A 13,910-nucleotide genomic window follows, 5' to 3' on the forward strand; every position below is an offset into this window, starting at 1 on the left:
CGCCCCCGCTTTCACTCAGGCGACGCAAGGTCCGCGACCGCGACGCCACCAGACGGGGAAAGCCAGTGACCATGAAACTTATTTCGCCCGGCCAAGCCGCGGCCAACACCAACGATATGTCGAGCGAAGCCGGTGAAGAGCTTGTCCGCATCGGCGAAATGGCCAAGAAATACGGAGTGACGCTGCGTACGCTGCGTTTCTATGAGGACAAGGGTCTGCTCAACCCGCAGCGCGACGGCTCGACCCGTCTCTATACACGCCGCGACAGGGCCCGGCTGAAGCTGATCCTGCTTGGCCGCAAGGTCGGGTTCTCGCTGCGCGACGTCAAGCAGATGATGGACCTCTATGATCCGAACGGCTCCAACACCAAGCAATTGCGGCTGGCGCTCGACAAGTCGGAGAAGCAGCTTGCCCGTCTGCAGAAGCAGCGGGCGCTGATCGACGACGCCATCAGCGAACTGAGTGCTTCGATGTCGACCGTCCGGCAAATGCTGATCGAGCGCTCGACGCCGCAGGCCAGCGTAGCGAGCTAAACTAAGCTTTCGATTTGTGACGAATAAGAGCCGCGTGGCTTTCGCTGCGCGGTTCTTCGTCGTTTGCCGTGCTTTGTCGTTTGTCGTCCTGGCGCGCGGGGGAAAATTTGACGCACCGCCGAATTGACGTTTACGCAAACGTCAATATTTGTTATCTCGACCACAACGTTGGTCCGTCTGCCATCCTCATATGCTGGGGCTGATTTCGGGGCCAAGACCGCATGGTGGAGGAAACGCATGCCGATCTACAGAGCGCCGGTCCGGGACACGCTGTTCGTGCTGAACGAAGTGCTGGGATATCGGCGTTATTCCAATCTTCCCGGATTTTCCGACGCGACGCCGGATGTGCTCGAGGCCATCCTTGCCGAGGGCGCGAAGCTCGCCGAAAACGTGATGCAGCCGCTGAACCGCGTTGGCGACGTGGAAGGCTGCATGCGCCATGACGACGGTTCGGTAACGACGCCGAAAGGCTTCAAGGAAGCTTTCGACCAGTATCGCGAAGGCGGCTGGATGGGGCTCGCGGCACCTGTCGAGTTTGGCGGGCAAGGCTTGCCCTACGCGGTGCACACTGCGGTTGCCGAATACATGGTGTCGGCCAATATGTCGCTGATGATGTATGCCGGCCTGACGCAAGGCGCGATCGCTGCGATCATCACCCATGGCACCAAAGAGCAGAAGGCAACATGGTTGCCGAAGCTGGTCGAGGGCGCCTGGACCGGCACCATGAACCTGACCGAGCCACACTGCGGAACCGATCTTGGCTTGCTGCGCACCAAGGCCGTCCCAAATGGCGACGGCACCTACAGGATCTCCGGTCAGAAGATCTTCATCTCGGCCGGCGAGCATGACATGTCGGACAATATCGTCCACCTCGTGCTGGCCCGTATCGAGGGCGCGCCGGATGGCGTGAAGGGCATCTCGCTGTTCATCGTGCCGAAGCTCAAGCTCGATGCCTCAGGCAATCCGGGCGAGAAGAACACCGTCTCCTGTGGCTCGATCGAGGAGAAGATGGGTATCCATGGCAACTCGACCTGCGTCATGAATTACGACGACGCTGAAGGCACGCTGCTCGGCGAGGCCAATGGCGGGCTGAAAGCAATGTTCACCATGATGAATGAGGCGCGGCTTGGCGTCGCCCTGCAGGGACTTTCGCTATCTGAGGTTGCCTACCAGAATGCGGTTTCCTACGCCAAGGATCGTTTGCAGGGCCGCTCGCTGTCAGGGCCGAAGGCGCCGGACAGGAAGGCCGATCCGATCATCGTCCATCCGGACATCCGCCGCAGCCTGATGACCATGAAGGCTTTCAACGAGGCCGGCCGCGCGCTGGCGCTGTGGACGGCGATCAAGTCCGACATCGCTCACCGCTCCGGTGACGACAAAGATCGCCAGGTCGCAGACGACTACACCGGCCTGATGACGCCGGTGGTCAAAGGCGTGCTCACCGACAAGGGGTTCGATCATGCGGTAATGGCGCAGCAGGTCTTCGGCGGCCACGGCTATATAGAAGAGCACGGCATGAGCCAGTTCGTCCGCGATGCGCGCATCGCCATGATCTATGAGGGTGCCAACGGCATCCAGGCGCTCGACCTCGTCGGCCGCAAGCTGGCCTTGAATGGCGGCCGCGCGGTCCAGGCTTTCTTTAAGGAAGTCGGAGAGTTCTGCGAGGAAAACCGCACCGACGAGACGATGGCGCCCTTCACCAAGGCGCTGAAGAAGGGCCTCAACGATCTGCAGACGGCGACGATGTGGCTGGTGCAGAACGGCATGGCCAAGCCCGATAACGCCGGTGCCGCCTCGACCGATTACATGCATCTCTTCGGCCTGGTGGTGCTGGGCTATATGTGGGCGCAGATGGCCAGGGTGGCCGCAGCGAAATTGGCGAATGGCGCCGACGGCGCTTCGTCTTTCTACGACAACAAGCTGGTGACGGCGCGCTTCTTCTTAGAGCGGATCATGCCGGAGACGTCGGCGCATCTTGCCCGCATTTCCAGCGGTGCCGACACATTGATGGCACTGCCGGCGGAAGCGTTCTAGCTTCGGCATTCCTCTCCCCCTCGAGGGGAGGGTGGCCCGAAGGGCCGGGAAGGGTCCTGCGTGCAGTGCGCCGACCTTCATTCTGATGCATGCCTTGGAGGAAAATGATCGCAATGCCGTGGCACATGGCGCAGGTTGTAAAAGATAAGGTCGAGCAAGTCATCGGCGACCCCACCCGGCCGCTTCGCGGCCACCCTCCCCTCGAGGGGGAGGGGAACGTCGGCGCGAGGGAGAAACCATGACCCACCCCGCCGAAATCCTTGGCCTTCCCAAGCCCGCCTGGGCGGCGGACGAGGTCGGCATGCTTTACGACATGGCGCACCGCTTCATGTCGGAAGAGATCGCGCCGCGTTACGACGAGTTCGAGAAGAACGAAATGGTCGACCGCGAGAGCTGGCTGAAGGCGGGTGCTGCCGGCCTGCTCTGCGCCTCTATGCCGGAGGAATATGGCGGATCGGGCGGCACCTTCGCGCATGAGAGCGCCATCATCGAGGCGATCGGCCATGTCGGCGTCGACGGGTTCGGCATTGGCCTGCACAATTCGATCGTTGCCCCCTATATCCTCCACTACGGCTCGGAGGAGCAGAAGAAGAAGTGGCTGCAGAGGCTGGCGACCGGCGAGCTGATCGGCGCCATCGCCATGACCGAGCCGGGTGCGGGCTCCGACCTTCAAGGCGTCAAGACGCGCGCGGAAAAGGACGGCAACCGGTACAAGCTCAACGGCTCGAAGACCTTTATCACCAACGGCCAGCTCGCCAATTTCATCATCGTCGTTGCCAAGACCGATCCTGAGAAGGGCGCCAAGGGCATCTCGCTGATCGTCGTCGAGACCGACGAGGTGGAGGGTTTCGAGCGCGGCCGCAACCTCGACAAGATAGGCCTCAAGGCCAACGACACGTCGGAACTGTTCTTCAACGACGTACGTGTGCCGACCTCGAACCTGCTCGGCAACGAGGAAGGCCAGGGCTTCGTCCAGTTGATGCAACAATTGCCGCAGGAGCGGCTGCAGATCGGCACCACTGCTATCGCCATGGTCGAGCGGGCCCTGGCGCTTACCATCGACTACGTCAAGGAGCGCAAGGCCTTCGGCAAGCCCATCATCGAATTCCAGAACACCCAGTTCAAGCTTGCCGAATTGAAGACCGAGGCGACCATCGGCCGCGTCTTCTATAATGACTGCGTTGCCCGCCACATTAACGGCGGCCTCGACCCGGTGACCGCGTCTATGGCCAAATACTGGCTGTCGGACCTGCAAGGAAAAGTCGTCGACGAATGCCTTCAATTGCATGGCGGCTATGGCTACATGAATGAATATCCGATTGCGCGCATGTTCCGCGACGCCCGCGTCCAGCGCATCTACGGCGGCACCAACGAGATCATGAAATTGCTGATCGGGCGCTCGCTCTGAGCGAGTTTCAGCAAACCCAAGGAGCAGGAAAATGGCCGAAGCTTATGTCTATGATGCCGTGCGCACGCCGCGCGGCAGGGGCAAGAAGGATGGCTCGCTGCATGAAGTGCCGGCGGTGCGGCTCGGCGCCAAGGTGCTCGAGGCCATCCGCGACCGCAACGGGCTGGACACCGGCACCGTCGACGACATCATCTTCGGTTGTGTCGATCCGGTTGGCGAGGCGGGTGCGGTCATTCCACGTGCCGCCGCTTTCGAGGCCGGCTACGACACCAAGGCGCCTGGCATGCAGATATCGCGCTTCTGCGCCTCGGGCCTCGACGCCATCAATTTCGGCGCCGCCAAGATCGCGCAGGGCGCCGACGAGATCGTCATTGCCGGTGGCGTCGAATCGATGTCGCGCGTCGGCATGGGCGCCTCCGGCGGCGCCTGGTTCATGGACCCATCGGTCGGCCTGCCCGGCTGGTTCGTGCCGCAAGGAATCTCGGCCGACCTGATCGCCACCAAATACGGCTTTTCGCGCGACGACGTCGATGCCTACGCGGTCGAAAGCCAGAAGCGTGCCGCCAAGGCGTGGGGCGAGGGCCGCTTCAAGAATTCGGTGATCTCGGTCAAGGACCAGAACGGCCTGACCATCCTCGACCATGACGAACATATGCGGCCCTCGACCGACATGCAGTCGCTGGCCGCGCTCAACCCGTCCTTCGTCATGCCCGGCGAAATGGGCGGCTTCGACGCCGTCGCCGTGCAGAAGCATCCCGAGGTGGAACAGGTCAACCACGTCCACCATGCCGGCAATTCCTCCGGCATCGTCGATGGCGCGGCGGCCGTGCTGCTCGGCTCGAAAAAGGCGGGAAAGACGCTCGGCCTCAAGCCGCGCGCACGCATCCGTGCGTTCGCCAACATCGGCTCGGAACCGGTGCTGATGCTGACCGGCCCCGTCGACGTCACCGAGAAGCTGTTGAAGCGGGCGAAGATGAAGCTGTCGGACATCGACCTGTTCGAGCTCAACGAGGCCTTCGCTTCGGTGGTGCTGCGCTACATGCAGGCTTTCGACATTCCGCATGACCGGATCAACGTCAATGGTGGGGCCATCGCCATGGGCCATCCGCTCGGCGCCACCGGTGCGATGATCTTCGGTACGGTGCTGGACGAATTGGAACGCCGCGACCTCAACACCGCGCTGGTGACGCTTTGCATCGGCGCCGGCATGGGCACTGCAACGATCATCGAACGCGTCTGACGGAGAGAGATGATGAGCTACACCAATTTCACCCTCGACATCGACGCCGACGGCATTGCGCTGGTCACCTGGGACATGCCGGACCGTTCGATGAACGTCTTCACCGAGGAGGTGATGCTCGAACTGAATACCATCGTCGACAAAGTGGCGAGCGATGCAGCGATAAAGGGCGCGGTGATCACCTCCGGCAAGGATACATTCTCGGGCGGCGCCGACATCACCATGCTGCAGAAGATGCTGGCGACCTTCGCCGCCGACAAGGCGAAGGACCCGGAGAAGGCGACCAAGGCGCTGTTCGACAATGCGGGCACCATGAACGGCCTGTTCCGTAAGCTGGAAACTTCGGGAAAGCCATGGGTTTCGGCGATCAACGGCACATGCATGGGTGGCGCGTTCGAATTGTCGCTCGCCTGCCATGGCCGTGTCGCGGCCGATTCAGACAAAGTGAGGATGGCGCTTCCCGAAGTGAAGATCGGCATTTTTCCGGGCGCCGGCGGCACCCAGCGCGTGCCACGGCTGACCGACCAGCAGCAGGCGCTGCAAATGCTGACGTCCGGCCAGACGCTGTCGCCTCAGAAGGCCAAGTCGATGGGCCTGATCCATGAGATTGCCGAGCCGGACAAGCTGGTCGAAACCGCCAAGGCGATGATCAGGAACGGCTTGAAACCGGTGGCGCCATGGGATGAAAAGGGCTTCAAGCTGCCCGGCGCCCCGATCTATTCGGTGGCCGGTGCCAATCTGTGGCCGCCGGCCATCGCCATTCTGCGCCGAGAGACCTATGGCAATTATCCCGCCGCTGCCGCCATCCTGAAATGCGTCTATGAGGGCCTGTTGGTGCCGTTCGACACCGCCTTGCGGATCGAGCAACGCTATTTCACCGAGATCATGCAGACCAGGGAAGCGGCAGCGATGATCCGTTCGCTGTTCGTGTCGCTGCAGGAACTGAACAAGGGCGCGCGCCGCCCGGCCGGTGTGCCGGAAACGAAGTTCAAGAAGATCGGCGTACTCGGCGCCGGCTTCATGGGCGCTGGCATTGCCTATGTGACGGCCAAGGCCGGCATTCCGGTGGTGCTGCTCGACCGCGACATGGAGTCCGCCGCCAAGGGCAAGGCGCATTCCGACAACCTGATCTCGGATCAGGTAAAGAAGGGCCGTGCCAAGCCGCAGGACAAATATCAGTTGCTGTCGCTAATCACGCCGACGGCCGACTATGCGGATCTCGCCGGCTGCGATCTTGTGGTCGAGGCGGTATTTGAGGATTCGGCCGTAAAGAAGGGTGCCACCGAACAGGCCGAGGCTGTGCTCAAGCCGTCGGCGATCTTCGCCTCGAATACGTCGACCATACCGATTACATCGCTGGCCAGGAATTCGGCGCGGCCGAAGAATTTCATCGGCATCCATTTCTTCTCGCCGGTCGACAAGATGATGCTGGTCGAGATCATCCTCGGCAAGAAGACCGGCGACAAGGCGCTGGCAACCGCGATCGACTTTGTCCGTGCCATCAAGAAAACGCCGATTGTCGTCAACGATACGCGCGGCTTCTATGTTAATCGCTGCGTGCTGCGCTACATGTCGGAGGCCTACAAGATGCTGATCGAAGGTGTTCCGGCGCCAATGATCGAGAACGCGGCCAAGGCCGCCGGCATGCCGGTCGGTCCTTTGGCGTTGACCGACGAGACGGCGATCGACCTTGCCCAGAAGATCATGAAGCAGACCATGCGCGACCTCGGCGACAAGGCGGTCGATCCGAAGCAGATGGCGCTGATCAACACGATGGTCGACACGCATGGTCGCTTGGGCCGCAAGAACGGCAAGGGCTTCTATGACTATCCGGCAAAACCGGCCAAGAAGAAGCTGTGGCCAGGCCTCAGGGATCTCTACCCGCAGCTGGCGCCGGAGCAGGTCGATTATGAGGAACTGAAGCAGCGGCTGCTGGTCACCATCGCGCTTGAGGCGGTACGGGTGATGGAAGAGGGCATCGTTACCGACCCACGCGAGGCCGATGTCGGCTCGATCCTGGCCTTCGGCTTCGCGCCCTATACAGGCGGTGCACTGTCCTACATCGACGGCATCGGCGCGAAGAAATTCGTCAAACTCGCCAAGCGCCTGCAGAAGAAATACGGCACCGAGTTCAAGGCGCCGAAGCTGCTGCTTGATATGGCCGAGAAGGGCGAGACCTTCTACGAGCGCTTCGATCCCTATACCAGGGACGAGGCCAAGGAGGCAGCCTGACGCCGTCTTCGGCGGTGGACAAGATGGCGGCCAAGGGGTAAAACAGGGAAGGTATTTTTTCCTGTTTCGAAGGAAGAGCAAGGTGCTCTCGCACGACCGCGTTTGGGCCGCCATCGACGCTCTTGCCGAGCGTTATTCGCTTTCGGCCTCTGGGCTGGCCAGGCGCGCTGGCCTCGACTCGACCGCCTTCAACAAATCGAAGCGGCTGTCCTCAGATGGACGGCCGCGCTGGCCGTCGACCGAATCGCTGGCCAAGATCATCGAGGCGACCGGCGCCTCGCTGGATGAATTTGCGGGGCTGGTCGAGGGTCGGGGTAATTCCGGCGCACTACCCGTGCAGAGATCGTCGGTGCCGCTGCTCGGCTTCGCCCAGGCGGGCGCCGGTGGCTTCTTCGACGACGCCGGGTTTCCAGCGGGGCAGGGATGGGACCTGATCGAGCTTCCGGCACGGGCAACCGAAACCTCCTATGCCTTGAAGGTCCAGGGCGATTCCATGCTGCCGCTCTATCGCAATGGCGATGTCCTGATCGTCGAGCCAGGGGCTACCATACGAAAGGGTGATCGCGTCGTCGTCAAGACCAAAGCCGGCGAGGTGATGGCCAAGGTGCTCGACCGCCAGACACCGAGGTCGATCGCGCTGGTCTCCCTCAATCCCGATCACCCGGACCGCGACATCCCCATGCGCGATGTCGAATGGGTGGCGCGGATTGTCTGGGCAAGCCAGTAGGCGCGGGGCCGGTGCGTCTGCCTCACCTTGCCTTGGCTGTTCTGGCGATCCCGGCGATGGCCACGGCAATTGTCGCCGGCGGCCGCGCCGTCCAGAGCGAAAGCGGCGGCCCCTGGGAGCAAATCCAGGTCGGCGCTGAACCGCAGCCCGCCGCGCCGGCTACGTCGGCCATCCCGAAACCAGTGCCGGCCAAGCAGGCGGCGCATTCGAGGGCAATCGATCCAGAAATCGTGGTGCCGCCGCAGCTCGGTTCCAACGAGCTTGAACGGATAGAGCCGCGCGCCCCGTTGAGCGATCTGGCATTGGCCGGACCGCCCAAGCCGCCAAAAACGAAAATGCCCGACGACTGGAAAGGCACGAAACTATTCCAGCCCGTCGCGTCGGCCGCCGGGGTCATCGAAGCAAAGGGCTATTCGATTGCGGTTTCCGGTATCGACATCGTCAAGCAGGAGGAGACTTGCACCGACGGCGGCGAGTCCTGGAATTGCGGCATTCGGGCGCGAACGGCCTTCCGCGCCTTTCTCCGCAGTCGTGCGGTGGTCTGTGCCGTGCCGCCCGAAGGCGGTCCTGATCTGATCGCCGCCGAGTGCCGGATCGGCAATCAGGATATCGGCCAATGGCTGGTCGAAAATGGCTGGGCGCGCGCCGCCAAGGGCGGCCCTTACGTAGAAGCCGGCGAGAAGGCGCGTGCAGCAAAAAAAGGCGTCTTCGGGCCGCCGCCGAGCGTTTCAGGCCTGCCGCCGCTCCCGGCTGCTGCGTCGCGATCCGCGCCTGTAGCGCCTAGCTCGATCCTGGAGGAGCAAGACGGCGTCCTCATGCCGCCAGCTGACCAGCCAGCGCCCGCTGAATGAGCTCGCGCGTTTCGGCGATGCCGTAGAGCGCGGCGAAGGAGCCGAAGCGCGGCCCGCGTTCCTGACCTATCAGCACCTGATAGATCATCTGGAAGAAGGCGACGGAGACACCGGGTCCGCCCTCCGGGCTCTGCTTGGAATGATCCTGGTAGCGCTCGATCTTGCGCGCAACATTGAGGGCAGCGTTCTGGATTGCCTCGCTGTCGGCATCAGCCGGCAGCGCGGCGAGCGCTTCCGAAAGCTTGGTCAGCGCCTCGCGCTCGACCGCGTCGGCAGCACGGTACACTTTCGCCGGCTTCACGAAATCGTCGAAATAGCGGATGGCATATTCGGCCAGCCGGTCGAGCTCGGGATGGGTTGTCGGCGTCACACCCGGCGCGTGGCGCGAAATGAAACCCCACAGCACGTCCCTGTTCTGCGCATTCGAGGCGCTGACCAGGTTGAGCAGCAGCGAGAACGGAACCGGCAGGTCGACTGCCGGGGGATTGCCGTCATGCATGTGCCAGACCGGATTGCCCAGCCGCTCCTTCCAGTCCTGCCTCTGATAGGCAGAGAGGAACGTGTAATATTCGTCTACCGCCTTCGGGATGACGTCGAAATAAAGCTTCTTCGCGGTTCGCGGGCGCTGGAACATATAAAGGCTAAGGCTCTCGGTCGGCGCGTAAGTCAGCCACTCGTCGATGGTCAGCCCATTGCCCTTCGACTTCGAGATCTTCTGGCCGTTCTCATCGAGGAACAGCTCATAATTGAAGCCCTCGGGTGCCGGAGCATCGAGCGCGCGGCAAATCTGCCCGGCGAGCTTGACGGAATCGATCAGATCCTTGCCGGACATCTCGTAATCGACGCCGAGTGCTGCCCAGCGCATCGCCCAATCTGGCTTCCATTGCAGCTTGGCATGACCGCCGGTCACCGGCGTCTCGAAGCGCTCGCCGGTGTCCGGGTCGCGCCACACGATGGTGCCGGCGTCGAGCTTGCGCTCGTCGATCGCGACTTGCATGACGATGCCGGTCTTGGGATGGATCGGCAGGAAGGGCGAATAGCTCAGCGCCCGCTCCTCGCGCAGCGACGGCAGCATAATTGCCATCACCTTATCGAAGCGCTCGAGCATCTTGAGCAGCGTCGCGTCGAAGCGGCCGGAAGTATAATAGTCGGTCGAGGAAGCGAATTCGTAATCGAAGCCGAAACGGTCGAGGAAAGCGCGCAGCCGTGCGTTATTGGCGGCGCCGAAGGACGGATACTCATTGGAGAACGGGTCCGGTATCCTGGTCAGCGGCTTGCCGAGATAGGCGCGCAGCATGTCCTTGTTAGGCACATTGTCCGGCACCTTGCGCAATCCGTCCATGTCGTCGGAGAAGCACAGCAGCCGCGTCTTGACCTTGTCTTCAGTCAGCACGCGGAAGGCGTGGCGCACCATAGATGTGCGCGCCACCTCGCCGAACGTGCCGATGTGCGGCAGGCCGGACGGGCCGTAGCCGGTCTCGAACAGCACCGTTTCCGGGTAGCCGCTGCTCGCGTAGCGGGCGACGATCTTTTTCGCTTCCTCGAATGGCCACGCCTTGCTTTCGGCGGCGGCGGCGAGGACTTCCGGGCTGAGATCGATCGGCTGTTGTTCGGCCATGATGCTATTCCTGCAACTTTGCCAGCATCCATGCCGGCAGCCGCATGCTCTAGACCATGATCCCGAAAAGTGGAACCCGGTTTTCGGGCAGCACCGTGATCAGGCAAGAAGATTAAGAGCCCCCGTCCCGATAGTCAGGATGGATCAAGTTCCAAGGCGTGATCGGAGCGCCAACGATCGCGGCTGTTTTTCCTTGCGGCGCCGGTCCCTCGTTCCTAACTTCGGGACCATCTCAAGGAGTTGTAAATGCCATTGTCGCCACACGAAGCCATGATCTACCTGATGGTCATCACCTCGGCATCAGACCGCGACATGACCGACGTCGAACTGGCGCGGATCGGCGACGTCGTTCGGTCCTGGCCGGTGTTTGAGGATTTCAACCAGGAGCGGCTGGTCGAGGTCGCCCAGGCCTGCCAGAAAATGCTGCATGAAAAGGATGGGCTGGAGGGCGTCCTGGCGCGCGTCGCCGAGGCGCTGCCCGAACGCCTGCGTGACACCGCCTATGCCGCCGCCTTCGAGGTCGCAGCTGTCGATCTCGAAATGCGCCTGGAGGAGGTGCGCGTCCTGCAGCTCGTCCGCCGGGAACTCGACCTCGATGCGCTGACGGTCGCCGCCATTGCGCGAGCCGCCAAGGCCCGCCTTCGCACGCTGACCTGAGCCGGCGGCCAAGCTCAGAAAAAACTGACGGGAAAATAGCGCAGATAGAACTCGGCGAACGTGCCTTTCACCGAGATTTCCTGCAGCGCGTAGTCGAAAGCGGCGGCCAGTGCCGGATCGTCGGCCCTGGTGGCGATTGCCATGCCTGAGCCGAGATATTCGGGCGCCAGATAGGGGCCGCCGGCAAAGCGGCAGCAGCCCGCTGCATCCGAACCGCCGAGCCAGAAGGCGAAACGCATGCCGTCGCCGAAGGCGGCGTCGATCTTGCCGGCTTTCAGCTCGCCATAAAGCTCCTCCGGCTTTGCGAACGGGACGATTTGGACGTCGCCGAAATAATCGCGCAGCATCCGCTCGTGCGCGGAGCCGGCGATCACGCCGACACGCTTGCTGCGCAGCTTGTCGAACATTGGTTCGGTCAGCGCCTGTGTCTTCAACATGATGAAGCGTGCCGGAAATTGCAGGTAGGAGCGTGAAAATGTGTATTTCGACCGCGACTCCGGCGTCGCGGCGATGCCGGCAATGATCGCTTCGCCCTCGCCTTTCCCGAGCGCACCTTCGAGCTCGGCCCAGGGCAGCGCCTGGATCTGGCATTTTTCGGCAATGCCGAGCTCGGCGCAGATGGCGCGCGCCAGGTCGACATGGAAGCCCGACAGCCGGCCTGCCCCATCGAGGAAATTGAACGGCGGGAAATCCGTGGCGGTCAGGAATCGCAGCCGCGGCAGCATCGAAAGGTCCGGCTTTGGCAGCCGCTCCTTGGCGTCCCAGAACACCGGCACCTGCGGCTCCGCGGCGAGCGCAGCAGCCGCAAGCGATTGCGCTCCGATCAATATCGAGATCAATGAAATGGATATGCGCCGAAACGCCACGCGACGACTCCGTCCGGTCTTGCCCCGGCTTTCGTACGAAATAACACAGGTTTTTGTACGAAAAAAACACAGGTACGACGGTTTTTGGTTTCATCATTGCAATTTAGGGATATTGTTTAGTGAGTTTGCAAGTGACTGCGTGATGCCGGCTGAGGAGGAGCAGTAGGACGCACAGGGGAGGCAGCTTTGCAGTCCGGGGTTGATGGCGTGGTGCGGGTTGATCACTGCCATTGGCCTCAAGAGCGGAAGGCAACATGGGGTAGATGTTGCGATGGGTCATTTCGATCGTACGCTGGAGTTGATAGATCAGTTGCAGCACGCCGGCACAGCCGCCGCCGTCTGCGAAAAGCTGCTGGGGGTAACAAGCGGGTTCGGGCTGACGGCGCTGATGGCCGGGACGGTTCCGCAACCTGGCACACCGAGAAACCAGCAAAAGGACCATGTGCTGCTCTGCGACTGGCCGGCTGAATGGCTTGAGCGCTACGTCGCGCGCAACTACGTCGATCACGACCCCGTCGTCAGCCACATGAAGCAGCTTCAAGCGCCATTCCAGTGGCGGGAAGCATCTCAGGGCATCCGCATCGGCAAGAGCGGCGGCGAGGTGATGGGCGATGCCGGCGAATTCAAGCTGCGCGACGGGTTGGCCTTCCCGCTAATCACGCTCGATGGCCAGATCGTCATGGTGTCGCTAGGCGGCGAGGCTGTCGAATTGTCGAGTGCCGAGTTCGGGTTGGTGTCGCTGGTCTCGACTTATGCGATTGGCCGCGCAATGCAGCTCCACACTATGGCGGGCAAAACCATCGATCATGTCGAATTAACGCCGCGTGAGCGCGAATGCCTGCAATGGGCTGCTGTTGGCAAGTCCGAATGGGAGATTTCACAAATTCTCGGCATTTCGGAACACACGTCAGAGAAACACCTTCTTAACGCCAAAAGCAAACTCGGTGCCGTCAACCGGGTCCAGGCCGTCGCGGAAGCGATAAGGCGCGGCTATATTAACTAGGTCGGCCGCGCCGGCCTAGAAATTCTTGCTTGCGTGATCGCGTAATTTTTTTGGGAAAGCACGGCCGTATCTTCCTATTGAAACTAGGAGACGGCAAATGCTTTTTTCCCTCACGACCCAGGAATTGATGGAACGGCCCGACCTCTGGGAGGCAGTTCATCGTTTGCGTTACAGAGTTTTCGTCGAAGAGATGGGATGGACCGATCTGCAGCGCCCTGATGGCCTCGAGATCGATCAATTCGACCACGACGAGGCAGTGCACCAGATCGTCATCCGCAATGGCGAGCTCGCCGGTTATCAGCGGATGCTGCCGACGACCCGGGCACATCTTCTAACCGATGTGCTGGCGGACCTTTATGAGGGAACCCCACCGTCGGGCCCGAATGTCTATGAACTGACCCGCTATGCGGTTGCGCCGGGATTCCGCGACGGTCGGCGCGGCGTGTCGACGGTCGGCACCGAGCTGATCGCCGGCTTCGTCGAGTGGGGCCTGAAGCGCAACGTCAACCAGGTGATCATCGAATTCGAGCCGATGTGGGTGCTTCGCGCGCTGCAGCTGCATTTCCTGGCAACGCCGCTCGGTTACCAGCGTACCTATGGCAACCAGCAGGTGGTTGCCACACTGCTCACCTTCAACGAGCACACGCTCGACGTGGTGCGTTCGCGCCGCAACCATTTTGCGCCGGTGCTGGCCAGAGGGTACCCGGACATGCTCGGACAGAGACGCGCCTCGTGAGATTG

At 62.0% G+C, this 13,910-nt stretch carries 12 protein-coding genes; 10 read left to right on the forward strand and 2 right to left on the reverse strand.

From position 1 onward, the window contains the following. The first annotated feature begins 71 nt into the window (after nucleotides 1-71). The 7 genes from NKI25_RS05385 (at nucleotide 72) to NKI25_RS05415 (ending at nucleotide 9,025) form a co-directional block, all read left to right on the forward strand. Entirely contained in the window at nucleotides 72-533 is a 462-nt protein-coding gene (locus NKI25_RS05385) for a MerR family transcriptional regulator (RefSeq protein WP_023677331.1), read from the forward strand. A gap of 237 nt (nucleotides 534-770) precedes the next feature. Next, complete coding sequence (locus tag NKI25_RS05390) at nucleotides 771-2,567, forward strand: acyl-CoA dehydrogenase (protein ID WP_352826905.1); 1,797 nt, start codon at nucleotides 771-773, stop codon at nucleotides 2,565-2,567. A 238-nt stretch (nucleotides 2,568-2,805) separates the two neighbouring features. Further along, complete coding sequence (locus NKI25_RS05395; RefSeq protein ID WP_352826906.1) at nucleotides 2,806-3,975, forward strand: acyl-CoA dehydrogenase family protein; 1,170 nt, start codon at nucleotides 2,806-2,808, stop codon at nucleotides 3,973-3,975. 31 nt (nucleotides 3,976-4,006) lie between these two features. Beyond that, nucleotides 4,007-5,215, forward strand: coding sequence for an acetyl-CoA C-acetyltransferase (locus NKI25_RS05400; RefSeq protein WP_352589120.1), 1,209 nt, complete (start codon nucleotides 4,007-4,009; stop codon nucleotides 5,213-5,215). A gap of 12 nt (nucleotides 5,216-5,227) precedes the next feature. Next, complete coding sequence (locus NKI25_RS05405) at nucleotides 5,228-7,447, forward strand: 3-hydroxyacyl-CoA dehydrogenase NAD-binding domain-containing protein (RefSeq protein WP_352589123.1); 2,220 nt, start codon at nucleotides 5,228-5,230, stop codon at nucleotides 7,445-7,447. A gap of 82 nt (nucleotides 7,448-7,529) precedes the next feature. Further along, on the forward strand, nucleotides 7,530-8,174 hold the full coding sequence (locus NKI25_RS05410; protein WP_352998225.1) for a S24 family peptidase: 645 nt from the start codon (nucleotides 7,530-7,532) through the stop codon (nucleotides 8,172-8,174). Nucleotides 8,175-8,185: 11 nt separating this feature from the next. Beyond that, a complete protein-coding gene (locus NKI25_RS05415) occupies nucleotides 8,186-9,025 on the forward strand; it encodes a thermonuclease family protein (RefSeq protein WP_023677337.1) in 840 nt (279 codons plus the stop codon). Here the strand turns inward: NKI25_RS05415 and NKI25_RS05420 are convergent. Next, nucleotides 8,988-10,643 carry a lysine--tRNA ligase gene (locus NKI25_RS05420; protein WP_352621875.1) on the reverse strand — a complete coding sequence of 552 codons (1,656 nt, stop codon included), beginning with the start codon at nucleotides 10,641-10,643 and terminating at the stop codon, nucleotides 8,988-8,990. The two genes, NKI25_RS05415 and NKI25_RS05420, sit on opposite strands and share 38 nt — an antisense overlap. A gap of 246 nt (nucleotides 10,644-10,889) precedes the next feature. On the opposite strand from NKI25_RS05420, the gene NKI25_RS05425 reads away from it, so the two are divergent. Beyond that, nucleotides 10,890-11,300, forward strand: coding sequence for a tellurite resistance TerB family protein (locus NKI25_RS05425; protein ID WP_023677339.1), 411 nt, complete (start codon nucleotides 10,890-10,892; stop codon nucleotides 11,298-11,300). Between the two features lie 14 nt (nucleotides 11,301-11,314). Here NKI25_RS05425 and NKI25_RS05430 read toward each other — a convergent pair whose 3' ends face one another. Further along, on the reverse strand, nucleotides 11,315-12,166 hold the full coding sequence (locus NKI25_RS05430; RefSeq protein ID WP_352826909.1) for an ABC transporter substrate-binding protein: 852 nt from the start codon (nucleotides 12,164-12,166) through the stop codon (nucleotides 11,315-11,317). A 271-nt stretch (nucleotides 12,167-12,437) separates the two neighbouring features. Between NKI25_RS05430 and NKI25_RS05435 the strand changes: the two genes are divergently transcribed. Further along, the gene (locus tag NKI25_RS05435; protein WP_023677341.1) at nucleotides 12,438-13,169 is read left to right on the forward strand and encodes a helix-turn-helix transcriptional regulator; all 732 of its coding nucleotides are present in this window, start codon (nucleotides 12,438-12,440) and stop codon (nucleotides 13,167-13,169) included. A 97-nt stretch (nucleotides 13,170-13,266) separates the two neighbouring features. Then, nucleotides 13,267-13,905, forward strand: coding sequence for an acyl-homoserine-lactone synthase (locus NKI25_RS05440; RefSeq protein ID WP_023677342.1), 639 nt, complete (start codon nucleotides 13,267-13,269; stop codon nucleotides 13,903-13,905). Nucleotides 13,906-13,910: the final 5 nt, after the last annotated feature.

It is taken from the genome of Mesorhizobium sp. M0808 (assembly GCF_040320025.1).
In the GTDB taxonomy this organism is placed as follows: Bacteria; Pseudomonadota; Alphaproteobacteria; order Rhizobiales; family Rhizobiaceae; genus Mesorhizobium.

What these genes read in the sequence shown, in the direction of transcription:
- NKI25_RS05395 (WP_352826906.1), top strand. Translation starts at nt 2,806, where the DNA reads ATGACCCACCCCGCCGAAATCCTTGGCCTTCCCAAGCCCGCCTGGGCG.
- NKI25_RS05420 (WP_352621875.1), bottom strand. Translation starts at nt 10,643, where the DNA reads ATGGCCGAACAACAGCCGATCGATCTCAGCCCGGAAGTCCTCGCCGCC.
- NKI25_RS05385 (WP_023677331.1), top strand. Translation starts at nt 72, where the DNA reads ATGAAACTTATTTCGCCCGGCCAAGCCGCGGCCAACACCAACGATATG.
- NKI25_RS05435 (WP_023677341.1), top strand. Translation starts at nt 12,438, where the DNA reads ATGGGTCATTTCGATCGTACGCTGGAGTTGATAGATCAGTTGCAGCAC.
- NKI25_RS05390 (WP_352826905.1), top strand. Translation starts at nt 771, where the DNA reads ATGCCGATCTACAGAGCGCCGGTCCGGGACACGCTGTTCGTGCTGAAC.
- NKI25_RS05405 (WP_352589123.1), top strand. Translation starts at nt 5,228, where the DNA reads ATGAGCTACACCAATTTCACCCTCGACATCGACGCCGACGGCATTGCG.
- NKI25_RS05425 (WP_023677339.1), top strand. Translation starts at nt 10,890, where the DNA reads ATGCCATTGTCGCCACACGAAGCCATGATCTACCTGATGGTCATCACC.
- NKI25_RS05400 (WP_352589120.1), top strand. Translation starts at nt 4,007, where the DNA reads ATGGCCGAAGCTTATGTCTATGATGCCGTGCGCACGCCGCGCGGCAGG.
- NKI25_RS05440 (WP_023677342.1), top strand. Translation starts at nt 13,267, where the DNA reads ATGCTTTTTTCCCTCACGACCCAGGAATTGATGGAACGGCCCGACCTC.